Source organism: Desulfotignum balticum DSM 7044, from assembly GCF_000421285.1.
In the GTDB taxonomy this organism is placed as follows: domain Bacteria; phylum Desulfobacterota; class Desulfobacteria; order Desulfobacterales; family Desulfobacteraceae; genus Desulfotignum; species Desulfotignum balticum.
Genome location: NZ_ATWO01000001.1, coordinates 4,270,628 through 4,284,551, shown reverse-complemented (window position 1 = coordinate 4,284,551; position 13,924 = coordinate 4,270,628). Strand labels below are relative to the sequence as shown.

General features: G+C 54.9%; 14 protein-coding genes. 6 read left to right on the top strand and 8 right to left on the bottom strand.

Features of this window, described 5'->3' with window-relative positions; all coding sequences use genetic code 11:
• Nucleotides 1-106: 106 nt before the first annotated feature.
• The gene (locus K365_RS0121480) at nucleotides 107-970 is read left to right on the top strand and encodes a LysR family transcriptional regulator (RefSeq protein ID WP_169432976.1); all 864 of its coding nucleotides are present in this window, start codon (nucleotides 107-109) and stop codon (nucleotides 968-970) included.
• Nucleotides 971-1,082: 112 nt separating this feature from the next.
• On the opposite strand, the gene K365_RS0121475 is transcribed toward K365_RS0121480, so the two are convergent.
• From K365_RS0121475 to trsS, 3 genes are all read right to left on the bottom strand, one after another.
• Nucleotides 1,083-1,676, bottom strand: a complete 594-nt coding sequence (locus tag K365_RS0121475; protein ID WP_024336249.1) for a formylmethanofuran dehydrogenase subunit E family protein — start codon at nucleotides 1,674-1,676, stop codon at nucleotides 1,083-1,085.
• Nucleotides 1,677-1,782: 106 nt separating this feature from the next.
• On the bottom strand, nucleotides 1,783-3,030 hold the full coding sequence (locus K365_RS0121470; protein WP_024336248.1) for a DVU_1553 family AMP-dependent CoA ligase: 1,248 nt from the start codon (nucleotides 3,028-3,030) through the stop codon (nucleotides 1,783-1,785).
• Nucleotides 3,027-4,523 (bottom strand): radical SAM (seleno)protein TrsS, encoded by a 1,497-nt coding sequence (gene trsS / locus K365_RS0121465; protein ID WP_084489962.1) that lies wholly within the window; start codon nucleotides 4,521-4,523, stop codon nucleotides 3,027-3,029. The genes K365_RS0121470 and trsS overlap by 4 nt, the downstream gene beginning before the upstream one ends.
• A gap of 133 nt (nucleotides 4,524-4,656) precedes the next feature.
• On the opposite strand from trsS, the gene K365_RS0121460 reads away from it, so the two are divergent.
• The 3 genes from K365_RS0121460 (at nucleotide 4,657) to K365_RS0121450 (ending at nucleotide 7,175) form a co-directional block, all read left to right on the top strand.
• On the top strand, nucleotides 4,657-5,085 hold the full coding sequence (locus K365_RS0121460) for a DVU_1555 family C-GCAxxG-C-C protein (RefSeq protein WP_051147889.1): 429 nt from the start codon (nucleotides 4,657-4,659) through the stop codon (nucleotides 5,083-5,085).
• Between the two features lie 374 nt (nucleotides 5,086-5,459).
• The gene (locus K365_RS0121455) at nucleotides 5,460-5,798 is read left to right on the top strand and encodes a P-II family nitrogen regulator (RefSeq protein ID WP_024336245.1); all 339 of its coding nucleotides are present in this window, start codon (nucleotides 5,460-5,462) and stop codon (nucleotides 5,796-5,798) included.
• A 42-nt stretch (nucleotides 5,799-5,840) separates the two neighbouring features.
• Complete coding sequence (locus tag K365_RS0121450) at nucleotides 5,841-7,175, top strand: ammonium transporter (RefSeq protein WP_024336244.1); 1,335 nt, start codon at nucleotides 5,841-5,843, stop codon at nucleotides 7,173-7,175.
• Between the two features lie 110 nt (nucleotides 7,176-7,285).
• On the opposite strand, the gene K365_RS0121440 is transcribed toward K365_RS0121450, so the two are convergent.
• Nucleotides 7,286-8,722 carry a coniferyl aldehyde dehydrogenase gene (locus tag K365_RS0121440; protein WP_024336243.1) on the bottom strand — a complete coding sequence of 479 codons (1,437 nt, stop codon included), beginning with the start codon at nucleotides 8,720-8,722 and terminating at the stop codon, nucleotides 7,286-7,288.
• A 437-nt stretch (nucleotides 8,723-9,159) separates the two neighbouring features.
• Between K365_RS0121440 and K365_RS0121435 the strand changes: the two genes are divergently transcribed.
• Nucleotides 9,160-10,203, top strand: coding sequence for a molybdopterin-binding protein (locus K365_RS0121435; protein WP_024336242.1), 1,044 nt, complete (start codon nucleotides 9,160-9,162; stop codon nucleotides 10,201-10,203).
• A 2-nt stretch (nucleotides 10,204-10,205) separates the two neighbouring features.
• Nucleotides 10,206-11,255 (top strand): XdhC family aldehyde oxidoreductase maturation factor, encoded by a 1,050-nt coding sequence (locus tag K365_RS0121430; RefSeq protein ID WP_024336241.1) that lies wholly within the window; start codon nucleotides 10,206-10,208, stop codon nucleotides 11,253-11,255.
• Between the two features lie 6 nt (nucleotides 11,256-11,261).
• Here the strand turns inward: K365_RS0121430 and K365_RS0121425 are convergent, their stop codons facing one another.
• From K365_RS0121425 to K365_RS0121410, 4 genes are read right to left on the bottom strand one after another with little or no spacing between them, the layout of a single operon-like run.
• The gene (locus tag K365_RS0121425; protein ID WP_024336240.1) at nucleotides 11,262-11,813 is read right to left on the bottom strand and encodes a histidine phosphatase family protein; all 552 of its coding nucleotides are present in this window, start codon (nucleotides 11,811-11,813) and stop codon (nucleotides 11,262-11,264) included.
• Entirely contained in the window at nucleotides 11,803-12,951 is a 1,149-nt protein-coding gene (locus K365_RS0121420; protein ID WP_024336239.1) for a DVU_1551 family NTP transferase, read from the bottom strand. Before K365_RS0121420 ends, K365_RS0121425 begins: the two co-directional genes overlap by 11 nt.
• Nucleotides 12,911-13,111 carry a sulfur carrier protein ThiS gene (thiS, locus tag K365_RS0121415; protein ID WP_024336238.1) on the bottom strand — a complete coding sequence of 67 codons (201 nt, stop codon included), beginning with the start codon at nucleotides 13,109-13,111 and terminating at the stop codon, nucleotides 12,911-12,913. Before thiS ends, K365_RS0121420 begins: the two co-directional genes overlap by 41 nt.
• Nucleotides 13,112-13,161: 50 nt before the next feature.
• Nucleotides 13,162-13,923, bottom strand: a complete 762-nt coding sequence (locus tag K365_RS0121410) for a HesA/MoeB/ThiF family protein (protein ID WP_024336237.1) — start codon at nucleotides 13,921-13,923, stop codon at nucleotides 13,162-13,164.
• Between the last annotated feature and the right edge of the window lies 1 nt (nucleotide 13,924).

The window sequence follows — 13,924 nt, the reverse complement described above, 5'->3', positions numbered from 1 at the left end:
AATTTGCTTTTGTTTATACCACACAGATGATATATAAGAAAAATTCATAATTTTCATATTGAGTTTGAAGAAAACTAATAAGCGGTAGTGTATGGATCTGAATAAGTTGAAGACATTTTATACCCTGGCCAGGGCCAAGAATTATTCGCGGTGTGCCCGGAAGCTTTTCGTCACCCAGTCAGCGGTCAGCCACGCCATTAAGGCCCTCGAAGACAGCCTTGAACTGACGTTGACGGAAAAGCGGAAAAACGGCTTTGCCCTGACTCCGGAGGGCCAGGTTCTGTTCAAAAGTTGCCGGACTGTTTTTGAAGAACTGGACCGGGTGGAAAAACAGCTTCTGGATACCCGTAATATCCCGGAAACAATACGCCTCGGGGCCACAGTTGAGTTCGGGATCAATGTCGTCATCCGTCAACTGGTTCCATTTCTCGAGGCTCATCCGGAGATCCACATTGATTTTACATTGAGTCATAACCTGATCCAGCCTCTTTTGGATGACGAACTGGATATCATTATCGACTGCAAACCCCACAATCGGCCGGAACTCCGTGTTATTCCGCTTCTCCGGGAGGAGTATGCCGTAATCGCGACCCGGGCTTACGCGGAGAAACAGCGGATATCGGAAGTGGCGGATCTGGGCCGCTGCAACATTCTGTCCATGGACAAAGATATGGACTGGTGGGCCAATTTTATCTCTGCATTGCCCGATACCCTCCCGATTCGGATTACCCGGATCACCCAGATCAACCATATCCGCGGCATCATCGAGGCCTGCCTGGCCTCTGCCGGCGTGGGTTTTGTCCCAAGATATACGGTGATGAAACATCTGAAAACCGGCCGGCTGATCCCCTTGTTTAAAGAGTTTGAAATCCGGGCCGATCAGATCAGCCTGTACATGAAAGAAAGGATGGCGGTCAGGCCGGCTGCAGCGGTTCTGACTGAAAAGCTCAGACATCTCAGTTTCAAATGAATGCAGCAAATTGAAATCATTACTCACAAGGGTGGAAATGGCATCGTGACGTATGCGCTGTCTGTCATCGGGAAATGCTTGACGGCTACCCCGGTGTGAGGGCACCGTTGTGTCATCCCGGAGTTTTTGTCACGGTATAATATGCCAAGCCCTGGCACGCCGGGCATGTGCCGCCCCAGCTCAAGGGATAGGATTCCCGGCACTGAGGACACAGACCTGTTTCCCTGGGATGATCATCCGTAAGCTTGCTGTCGAGGACAATGGCTTCTGAAGTATCCACCAGGGCGTGCCGGCCGGCCAGGAATGACTCCGCCAGTTCGTCAAACGGGGGCAACCCTTTCAGGGGATCGGGGCGGTTGAACCATTGATGGACCGCAGGCCAGTCCGGTATTGCCTCGGCCACCAGCCATGCCCGGACCCCTTTGAAGGTTGTACGGTCATAGGCGGTGATGGCAAATTTGCTCCAGTTGAAAATGCGGAGCAATCCATTGCCCACGGTACAGGGGGTCAGCAGTTGAACCGCATCCGGAAGGCAGTTGATGGTTTCAGCCACAACGCCCAGCGCCTCGGTGTGTTGCATCCGTGCCATTGTCGCATCCAGCAGAACCGCGCCCACCAGCATTCCGGGAGACCGGCCGCCGTGAAACTCCTCCATTTCAATCAAGTAATCCTTTAAGTCCATGCCGCAGACACTGATGTTTTCCATACCTGTCCTCAGTTGATAATGGTTGGTTTTAATTGTCACTGACTGGAAACAGATATTGCCGGTTTTGAATCAAAACGGCAAGAAAATTTTCTGGATATGTCCAGGCCTATCCCAGGGTCAGGACCCGCTTTCCATTGGGGGTGCAGGACGGAAGCGGTGTGTACCCGAGGGTGATCTCCACGGGGAGGGAAAGCGTTTTTTTTAATTGATCCACCAGTCCCGGCTCCCCTTCTTTTTCGCCCATGTCAAGGGTCAGGTGAACCTGCCGGGGGGGATGGACCGCTGCCCGGTATCCCCGGAGACCCGGGATTGCGTAAATGACTTCATCCAGGTGTGCCAGGCTCAGGCAGGTCTGATCGTCCAGGCGGACCGAGTTGGCCAGACGGCCGGACACCTTGTCCAGGCGGTGCAGGGACGCACCGCAGGGGCAGGAATCGGCAGCCATCTTTGCCAGATCCCCGGTGCGGTAACGGATCAGGGGCATGGCCTCATTCTGGAGCGTGGTCAGGACCACCTCCCCGGTCCGGGACGGGGGCAGGGGGCTGCTCGTGTCCGGGTCCACGATTTCCACCAGCAGGTCGGCGTCCCGCAGGTGATACGCCTGCCGGGCCCCGCACTGGACCCCGCCGCCGTAACCGGTTTCCGTCATGCCGTAATGGGTGAACACCCGGCACTGCCAGGTGGATTCCAGGGCCTGGATGATGCTGTCCGGCACATAGTCCGCACTGAGCAGCACCGTGGCCGGCCGGAGACCGGGGGCGGTCCGTACCAGAAAATGCATTTCCGCGGGCAGCCCCACCAGGCAGTCAAACTCCCCGGCCCGGCCGGCGGCATGGTCCGGATCCCTGATATTGCCGTAGATCAGCGAGGACACCCCGATGCAAGACAGGCCTTTTTGCAGCAGGTCCCCGATACTGTCAGGGGTTCTGCTGGACATGCAGATCATCACACGGTCTTTCGGGGTGACCAGGGTGGACATGCCGTGGGCGAAAAAATCAATGGTCCGGTTCAGATCGTTCCGGGTGAAACAGATCCGCTTGGGGGGACCCTGACTTCCGGAGGTGAACAGGGTGGTGATCCGGGAGATCTCTCCCGCGGAGATGCACACCATCCGGGTGCCCTGCTCGGCAATGTCTTTGGGAAACGTGAACGGGATGCCGGCCAGGTCTTCCCGGCGGGTGACTGCCCCAAGGTCCACATGAGCCAGGTGTCTGCGGTAAAACCGGCTTTTTCCCCGGGCATATTGGATCACCTGACGGAACTGTTCCAGCTGCCACTCCTCCAGGGTGTCCGGGGACAGCCGGGAGCCCAGGCCGGTTCTTTGGGCTGTCCAGGGGGGAATGGGGGAAATCATGAGGCCCCTTCCTTCTGCTGCCAGCCCGACAGGTAATAGGCGCAGAACGGGACGAACCGGCCGTTGTCAAACACGTGCAGGCTGCAGCGCCGGAGCCGTTCCAGGTCCAGGTTGCCTGCATCCTGGAACGCCATGGAAGTGAGGGTGAACCCATGGGTTTTCACCCGGTTCATGAAATAATCCAGGTCCAGGGAGTCCGGGGGCGGCTGCATGGGAAACGGGGTGTCAGCCGGCATGTCAGGAGACCGTCTTTCACGGGGCGCAGTCAGCGCGTCGGGGTTGCAGCAGCGGGAGGGGGCGATGTTTCCGGAAGAGGGACAGCACCTGGAAGGCGCACAACAGGCCGGTGACATCAGAGCCGGATCCGGGCGCTGCCACCGCCGGGTGATAAAGGCCCGGTTCTGGTCCACGGTGACAGGGAGGTCACCGCACTGCCCGGACCGGTCCCGGGGGTGGGACAGGGGCATGAGGCTGTCCGGCAGGACCACAAAATCCCCGTGGAACTTGCACAGCGGGTGGTTGAACCGGGAGCTGAGCAGGTGCTGCTTTGCAATCTTGCCATCCGTCTGGGTTTCGATCTCCGCCATGAGCTGGTCCAGGGTCAGGCGCATCCGATCCGAGGGCATCTGCGGGATCCGGCCGAAAAAACTGACCGGCTGGAAATGGACCCCTCTCACCCATGGGGACAGGGTGATGCCGTAATCGATGATGGCCCCGATCTGGTGGACATTGACCTCCGGGACCAGGGTAGGCACCAGGGTCACCCCTATGCCGAATTCTCCGCAATGGGTGATGGCTTTCTTTTTGATGTCCAGGAGCGGTTTTCCCCGCAGGGTCCGGTAAACATCGTCATCCATTCCGTCGAACTGGAGAAAGACAAAAGACAGCCCGGCCTCTGCCAGGTGTCCGGCATATTCCCGGTTCTGCCCCAGCCGGATGCCATTGGTGTTCAGCTGGACATGGGCACACCCGGCTTGTCTGGCATGGCGGATGATTTCCGGCAGATCGTCTCTCACCGTGGGCTCTCCGCCGGACAGCTGCACCAGGGTTTTGCCGGGAACGGCCAGCTGGTCCAGCCATGCCTTGACAGTTTTCAGCGTCGGGTCCGGTGCCGGGGCTGCATCGGCAAAACAGAACCGGCAGTGCAGGTTGCATTGCCCGGTGACCTCCAAAAGCACGCAGCAGGTTTCCCGCTGGTGATCCGGGCACAGGCCGCAGGCATGGGGGCAGTCCAGGTTTTCCCCGTCCCGGATTTCCGGGACATCCCCGATCCACTCTGTGATGGAAACATGATTGCGCCAGACCGGGGTGGAGAAAAACCCGTGCGCCGGGCACTCTTTTACCATGAAAACCGCAGTCTCCGTCTGGACATGACAGGCCGGGATCCGTTTCAGGCAGACCGGACAGACCGAAAAGGTGCGGCGGATGATGTGTCCGCTGGCGCCCCCGGTCATTTTGACTTGGTGAGTTCTATTGGTATCCAGATCTTGCATATCTGATAGACTTCTATCATAATTGTTGTAATAATTTGAAGTTTTTTATGATCTTTGCAGCTTTAAATTATTATGTAAATGATAATAACCATAAATAACAAAAAATTATGATAACAGGCCCAGGAGATCCATCATGGATGATATCCAGTTGTTGAAGTTGAAGCATCAGGGATACTGCTGCACCCAGATCATGGTGATCATGGTGCTCGATATGTGGGGGGAACAGAATCCTTCGCTTGTCGATTTCAGCGGGGGGCTGTGCATGGGCGCGGGCATGGAACAGGGGCCCTGCGGCATTCTAACCGGCGGCATGGGGATTCTGTCCATGACGGCAGCGGGCGACCAGGACCGGCTGATCCCCATGCAGGAATCCTTTGCCTCGTTTTTCAACGAACAGGCAAGGGTATGCAGGGGAACCACATGCGCCGACATTGCCGGGGATCACTACCCGGCCCCGGATCCGGAAAACTGCGGCCGGCTGTTGAAAATATCTTATGACGGCCTGATGGCCATTCTGGTGGAAAACGGGTTTGACCCGGCAGACCCCCCGGACCGAAACTGAATCAGGACAGCCGGGGTAGACGGCATTTTTTTTCGTCCGAATTCAAAAAAAGACCATATCTCTTGGCTATACAGGATACAGAAATTGGTGCCTGTTTATGAAATGATATGTTGAAATGGCCAGGTTTCATCACAAGACTGAAAAAATCATACAAAATAGTTAAATAAAAATTATTTAATACATTATTGTAATCGAACTATATAACAAAAGTGTAATTATTTCATACGCAATTTTTTCTTAGAGATAAAAAAATCTTTTTATATTAATGGGTTATCAAAAATTTTTCCAAATGGCACCTGACTTGCAAACAGTGCAATCTTTAGATTACATGTGCGTTATCCAAAGACATCCATAATTGTAAAGGAACAAACCCAATGAAAAAGATTGAAGCAGTCATCAAACCGTTTAAGCTGGATGCGCTGAAAGAAGCCATGGCAACGATCGGTGTGCAGGGAATGACGATTTCCGAGGTCAAGGGATTCGGACGGCAAAAAGGACATAAAGAGGTGTACCGGGGGGCAGAATACCAGGTTGATTTCGTTCCCAAGGTAAAGGTTGAAATTGTTGTCAAAGAAACTCTGGTTGATACGGTGGTCGAATCGATCATCCAGAGCGTTAAAACCGGAAATATCGGCGATGGCAAAATATTTGTCCTGCCATTGAATGAAGTCTGTCGAATCCGCACCGGAGAAACCGGGGAAGAAGCAATTTAACAAAAATTATTTATTTTACGAATAAACAATAAAGAGGTTAAAATGAAATCACGAAGCTTACATAAAAAAATACTACCCCTGGCCATCACCATGACCACTCTTCCGGCGGCTGCCATGGCTGCGGATGGTGCGGCAGAAATCACAGGCGCTGCAGCGGCGTATGTGGCAAACAATACCTGGATGCTGGTGGCCACTTTTCTGGTGTTTATCATGCATCTCGGGTTTGCAAGCCTGGAAGCCGGGTTGACCCGGGCTAAAAATACCGTCAACATTCTGTTTAAAAATACCGCCATTATCGCCATTGGTCTGCTCACCTATGCGGCCATGGGCTTTAATCTGATGTATCCCGGCGATTTTTCAATTTCAGGATTTTTCGGGTTTTCCGGGTTTGGCATCGGTGTGAGCCCGGAGAATATGATGATTGCCGGTGATGACGGGGTTGGGATTTACACCTACTGGACGGATTTTATTTTTCAGGCCATGTTTGCTGCCACTGCGGCAACGATTGTTTCCGGAGCCGTGGCAGAACGGATCAAACTTCACAGCTTTTTGATTTTTTCTACCGTTTATGTGGCACTGATATATCCCTGGGTGGGCAGCTGGAAATGGGGCGGGGGCTGGCTGGACACCATGGGGTTTTATGATTTTGCCGGTTCCACACTGGTTCACTCCGTGGGGGGATGGGCCGCCCTGGCAGGGGTGCTGGTTCTGGGGCCCCGTTTAGGTAAATATGCGGGCAATAAAATTAAACCCATCATGGGCCACAGCATGCCGCTGGCTGCCATTGGGGTTTTTCTGCTGTGGCTGGGATGGTTCGGTTTTAATGGCGGGTCTGTGCTGTCAGCGGATCCTGCTGCCGTTTCTTTCGTTTTTGTAACAACTTCACTGGCAGCGGCTGCCGGTATCATGGGGGCTATTTTCGTTTCCTGGATTCTGCAGAAAAAACCGGACCTTTCCATGGCGCTGAATGGGGCTTTGGCCGGCCTGGTAGGGATTACGGCCGGTGCAGATGTGGTCAGTGTGATGAGTTCGATTGTCATCGGATTTATCGCAGGTCTTCTGGTGGTGGTTTCGGTCATGGGCATCGACCGGATAAAAATTGATGACCCTGTGGGTGCGCTTTCCGTCCATCTGGTCTGCGGTATCTGGGGTACACTGGCTGTAGGGCTGTTCAGTTCAGACCACTCTTTTATGACACAGGTTGTTGGCGTGGTTGCCTATGCGGTTCCCTGCTTTATTTCAGCCCTGGCAATTTTCTATATTTTGAAGATGACACTGGGTATCCGGGTGGATGAGGAAGAAGAAATGGGCGGCCTGGATGTGGGTGAACACGGAATGGCAGCCTACGCGGACTTTGAAATCAAAAGTGCGATTTGATGGACTGATTGAATCATTTACCGCCCGGCCCGGCGATCAAACCGACGGTTTGTTTTACCGGGCCGGGTTGGTGATGGGAAAATCTGTCGGTGATTGCCCGTTTATCCTCATCAGGAGATCCAGGAGAATTTTTTAATGGCCTGAAAGATCCTGTCAGCAAAAATGCCATAAGGCGGGGTCAGGGCCGCGGTGGATGACACCGGGGCCTGGCGAAATACGGGCCGCAGTTTGGAAAATTCCAGGAACCCTTCAAATCCGTGGTATTGTCCCGTGCCGCTGTTGCCGATGCCGCCAAACGGCAGATCGTGCTGGGCCACGTGCAGGGCGCAGTCATTGACGGTCACTCCGCCGGACCGGGTGTGGGAGATGATCTGGTCCGCCATTTTCCGGTCATGGGTAAACATATACAGGGCCAGGGGCCGGGGCCGGTCATTGATATATTCGATCACGGTTTTCAAAGAGGTATAGGGAATCACCGGCAGAATCGGGCCGAAGATTTCCTCCTGCATGATCCGCATGGCCGGGGTGGTCCCGGTCACGATCATGGGGGATATTTTTTTGTGTTCCAAAATGGTGTCCGGTCCATCCAGCAGAGGGATCACCCGGCCGCCTTTTTTTTGGACGTCTGCCAGGGTGTCTGTGAGCCGGTCAAAGGCCGGAGAGTCGATGATGGCCGTGTAATCGGGAGAGGTAATGTCCGGATAAAGCTGCCGGGCCACGGTTTGCGCCGTTTGAATGAACGCATCGGCGCGGTTTTCCGGAACAAAAATATAATCCGGGGCAATGCAGGTCTGTCCGGCGTTCATGAGTTTGGCGAAAAGAATCCGTTTGACCGCTTTGGCCATGTCGAAATCATCGGCCAGGATCACGGGAGATTTGCCCCCCAGTTCCAGGGTGACGGGCACCAGGTTGTCGGCTGCGGTTTTCATGACGGTTTTTCCCGTCCGGGACGATCCTGTGAATACCAGGTGGTTGAAAGGCAATCCGGAAAAGGTGCCGGCAGACACCCCGGGATGAAAACAGACAAACGCCGGGTCGATTTTCCGGGAGAATCTGTCATGAAGCAGGCGGCACAGATGCCGGGAATTGGCGGCCTGTTTCACCATGATCCGGTTGCCGGCGGCCAGGGCGCTGGTCATGGGGCTGAGGGCCAGAAACAGCGGATAGTTCCAGGGGGTGATGATGCCCACAACCCCCTTGGCCTGGGGGATGACCCGGTTCCGGCCGCCCGGAAAGATCATGGACCCCTGCCGGCGCTGGGGCTTCATCCATTTTCTCAGTTTCCTGCAAGTGTGCCGCAGCCCCAGGATACTGGGCGTGATTTCCAGTATTCGGGTTTCGTGAAACGACCGGTTCCCAAAATCTGCGCAGATGGCCTCGCAGATGGCCTGATCGTTTTCAATCAGAATGCCTTCAATGGTTTTGAGGAGCGCCAGCCGTTGTTTCAAAGAAATCTCCGGTTGTTCCAGGCAGGCCCGGGCCTGAAGATTGAAAATTCTCAATGCCTCGGCATCGGCTTCCGTTGTTGATGGAATGGGTTGGGTCATGGTAAGTTCCTTTCCAAAATCGGTTGGTTTCCAATGCGCATCTGCTTTTGTATGACAGTTTGGCATCAGATGTACAGTATTTTTAAGCTTTTCCCTGAACCTCATTTATAAGACATTTTTTGTTTTAAGTTGACATTGGGATCTCCCCATGGCTATGAAGGATTGATATGATAGGTATCTGAATAATGATCCCTGGCCGGTGACATGTTTTGATCAGGCATTTTTCAAGATTGTTTATGGTAGACAATGGGGGCACACATGAATGGGGAGCAAAAAAGCAAGACCGCTTTGCCGGCGGCAGCAGGTTCAGCAGGTGGTCATGAACCTGGTGACAAATGCACGGGATGCACTCAACGTGACTGCCTGTGAAAGTGAGCGTTTGAAAAAAATCCAAAGAGGATCGCCTTGGGGCGGCCGATATAAGAGGAGAAGCGTTTGTGAAATATTATGAAAAAGACCGGGTTCAATCACTACCCGTCAAAGAGGCTGTGGGGAAAATATTGGTCCACGACATCACCCGCATCGTTCCGGATCTGTTTAAGGGACCGGCCTTCAGAAAAGGTCATGTCATTACCGAGGCAGATGTGGACCAGCTGCTGGATCTGGGCAAACAGCATGTGTATGTGGCCTGTCTCAACGGTGAAATCCACGAAAATGATGCAGCACAACGAATCGCCCGGGCCGCTGCCGGAAAAAACATCCGGCTTTCCGATCCCAAAGAGGGCAAGGTGGGATTTACGGCGGGTATTTCCGGTCTGTTGAAAATTGATGTGGCGGGTCTGACACAGCTTAACAGTGTTCCTGAAGTGATCTGTGCCACCCTGCATACCCATCAGACAGTCATCGAGGGTCAGGATCTGGCCGGCACCCGGGTGATCCCGTTATCCATTGATGAAACCCATGTCATGGCAGCGGAAGACGTGTGTCAAAAATTTTTCCCGATCATTGATATCCGTCCTTTTGCCGGGGTGGATGTGGGACTGGTGGTCACGGGATCGGAAGTGTTTTCCGGCCGGATCAACGACGGGTTCGGGCCGGTGGTTCAGAAAAAATTTGAAGAACTGGGTTCCCGGATCATGGGTAAAAAAATCGTTTCCGACGACATGGATATGACTGTGGCCGCTATCCGGCAGTTCGTGGATGACGGGGCCGGATTTATCGCTGTCACCGGCGGCATGTCCGTGGATCCCGACGATCTCACCCCGGCGGCCATTCGAAACGCCGGAGGTGACGTGATGTTTTATGGGGCCCCGGTACTGCCCGGTGCCATGTTTATGCTGGCTTATATCGATGATGTGCCCGTGATCGGCCTGCCCGGATGTGTCATGTATTACCGGGCCTCGATTTTTGATCTGGTGGTGCCCCGGCTGCTGGCCGGAGAAACCGTGACCCGCACCGATATTATCCAGATGGGACACGGGGGATTTTGTTCCTCCTGTAAAACCTGCCGGTATCCCCGGTGCAGCTTTGGGAAGAACTGACCATGGAACTGACGAATCAGCAGATACTGGATTGTCTTGAAAAAGGGGCCCCCTTTGCTCTGGCCGCCATTCTTTCTCATCAGGGGTCCACACCCAGAACGTCAGGCTCCCGCATGGTCGTGATGCCGGACGGCACCCTTCTGGGAACCATCGGCGGGGGACTTGTGGAAGCAAAAGTCAAAGATGCCTGCCTGGCGCTTATCCGAAAAAAAACATGTCAAATCCAGCCCTTTTTTCTGGACCAGGAACTCAAGGGCAGTCTGGACATGGTCTGTGGGGGCCGCCTGACCGTGCTCATGGAAACCCTGGTACCCGGACCGGAATTGATTTCAGTTTTTCAGGCCCTGGTGGCCCAGGAACAGGCCGGGCAAAAAGGGGTTTTGGTATCTAAACTGTCCGGTCCCAGCCAGGGGGAATTCACTGTGCAGAAATGTCTGGTACTCCCGGACGGCACGGTGACAGGATCCTGCCTGATCCCGAAACCCCTGCTGGAAGATATTTGTGACAACCGGTTTTCCGGCAGATTTCCAACCGTTCATTCTTTAAATCTGGAAGAATTCATCATTCAGCCCATGCCGCCGGCAGATACCCTGTTTATTTTCGGTGCCGGGCATGTGGGGTTTGTTCTGGCTCAACTGGCCCATTTGACCGGATTTTCCACGGTGGTGATGGATGACCGGGAGGCGTTTGCCAACAAAAACCGGTTTCCCCATGCCCGACAGGTCCGGGTGATACCGGATTTCGATAATGCATTCAAAGGATTGAATGTGGATAGCCATTCCTATATCGTGATTCTCACCCGGGGCCATCTCCATGATCAGACCGTTCTGGAGCAGGCGCTTTTTACCGATCCGGCCTATATCGGCATGATCGGCTCCCGGACCAAACGGGACAGAATCTATGACAATCTGATGGCAAAAGGGATCTCAAAAGAGCGGCTCAACTCGGTGTATTCACCTGTGGGACTTTCCATCGGGGCCCAGACCCCGGCGGAAATCGGGGTCAGTATCATGGCCCAGATCATCCAGATCCGTCAGGGCAACCCCGGGTGAATTCCCTCAGGTCTGAATCACAAACAACTGTCCATAGGACACATTGAACTGGAACAGATTTTTCAGTGCCAGACCTGAAATATGGCACAAAATCACCCGGATCACCCCGGCATGGGTCACAAACAACGGCGTGCCGGGTTTTTCAAGGCATCGGGTCAAAAAAGGGACAGCCCGGCACTGGACATCGTGAAAACTTTCTCCGTCCGGCGGTCTGAATGTGTCCAGATGTTCCCCCCTTTGTTTGAACCCGTCCGGATTCAGGCGTTTAATTTCATCAAACGACCGCCCTTCCCACTGTCCCAGATTGATTTCATTCAATGCCGGGTGGCTGATGATCTTCCGGTTCCCGGCAATCCGTCGGGCCGTATCCCGGCATCGGGAAAGGCAGCTGGTGTAGATAGTATCGATTTTCAGGGGAGAAAAGGCATGGAGCCAATATTCGGCCTGGGAAATGCCTGTGTCATTCAGATCCACGTCAGAGATGCCGATGAATCGCCGGGTGCCGGAACCGGCGATCTGCCCGTGCCGAAGAAGAAAAATAAAGCCGTCAGTCTGCAAGTATTTTTGTAATGGATTTACCTGCGGAGGCTTCAATTCTGGCCTGTATGTGTCGTGTATTTTCATACCGTTTCCAGATGCTGGTGGCGGCCCAGGGGGTTTTTTCAAGGCAGTTCCTGAACCGGTGGTGATAATCGATGTCCGGACCGTGCCGGGTGCACAGTTTGTCTGCAAAATACACCAGTTCCTTTTCCTGAACCGGGGCATGGAGATCCAGTTCAATGTCCATGTGCTGTTCTACCACTTCAGCCACCCGGGGGAATCCCAGGTCCTGCAGCAGGGAGGCCCCGGCTGCAGCATGGTTTTTTTCCATGCGCCTGACATCATGGAGCAGGGCCGCGGCAATCACCAGATCCACGTTTACGTGATCAGACACAGCATGGGCCAGTTTCAGTGCAATCATGGCCACCTGTGCCAGATGATTCCGGATGGGATGGTCTTTTGGCAGTTCCTGGTCGACAATGGACAGACATTCTTCCCTGTCCGGAATATCCAGATGCCGGACCTTGTGCACCACCCGCCGGTATCCTGCAGGATCATCTGCATCCATCAGAACCCCCCGGTCATGAAACGCCAGGGTTTCGGTCCGGTCTTTTTCCGCCGCCATCAGGTCCCGGAGAGTTGAGGGTTCCGCCAGGGCCATAATCCGGTTCTTGAGGTCACACGGCAACAGGGGTGGATGCCCGGTAAGGCCATTGAAACAGGGCATGAGGAGCCGAAGGGGATCGGACTGGAATTGTTGGATCATCCGGGCGAGCGTGGCCGGACGAATGGCCGGGATATCCGTGGGAAGCAGAAAGAATCCGGCCTGCCCGGGCCGGATGTTTGCAACCCCCTGCTGGATGGAGCCCAGCATCCCGGAGGCAAACCCCGGATGAAACACCGGGCAGGCCCCGGCATCTCTGACCACCGGTTCCAGCTGCTCCCGAAGATGGCCGGTCACCACGACAATATCGGTGATGCCGTTGTCCGAAAACAGGTCGATGCACCTTTCGACCATGGGGGTTCCGCCCACGGGCAGCAGGGGTTTGAATGCCTTCATCCGGGAGGAAAAGCCTGCTGCCAGGATCACGGCTGAAATACCGGATGTCCGGGGGCTATCCCCCCAGATTGGGGTTGATGAATTCAATGACGTCATTTTCGTTCACCGGGCAGGTGTCGTACTCCGCCGGGTAGATGTATTGTCGGTTTTTTTCCACCATCAGGTCCGGGTCCTCCTCCTTTGCCCATTCAATCAGGCCGGAGATGGTCAGGCCGTCCGGAACGGTTTCCGTCATGCCGTTCAGCTGAATGATCATCTCTGGTGTCACCGCCTTTCTAAATTGTTCCGTTATGGATTTCCATCAATTCATGGGTTGTCTGCCGCCAGCGCTTTGCCGCATGCCGGGCAGGCCGGATTGGGGGTCAGGTCCATGCAGTGGCAGCGCATGTCCAGGCCGGAGATGCGCATCAGCCGGTTCTTCAGGGGTCTGCCGATATCCAGCAGCAGTTTCACGGTTTCCATGGCCTGGATGGTGCCGGCCAGACCCGGGGCCGCACCGATCACACCGATCGGCTGGTCAGATTCCGGTGCGTTTCCGGAAAATATGCATTCAAAGCAGGCGGTCTGTCCGGGCACAAAACAGGAGATCATGGCATCGAACCCGTGCACCCCGGCGTACACATAGGGCAGACCGTGTTTCAGGGATGCCCGGTTGAGCACCTGCCGGGCCTCAAAGGAATCAAGGCCGTCCACAATGATATCCACGCCGTCAAGCATGGCGGTGATCCGGTCATGGGTGATCCGTTCGCACAGGCCGGTCACCTGGATGCCGGGGTTGAAACCTGTGAGCCGGGCGGCGGCGGACACGGCCTTGGGTTGCCCCAGGGCTGTGTCCGCATGCAGGATCTGCCGGTTCAGGTTACTGATCTCCACACGGTCATGGTCCGCGATTTTGATATGACCCACCCCGGCGCCTGCCAGGTAAAAGGCCGAGGCAGACCCCAGCCCCCCGGCCCCGGCGATCAGGACACAGGCCTTAGCCAGACTTGCCTGACCTTTGGGGCCGATTCCGGGGAGGAGGGTCTGCCGCAGATATCTGTCATCACCGGCACCGGTCAGGCCGTTCATG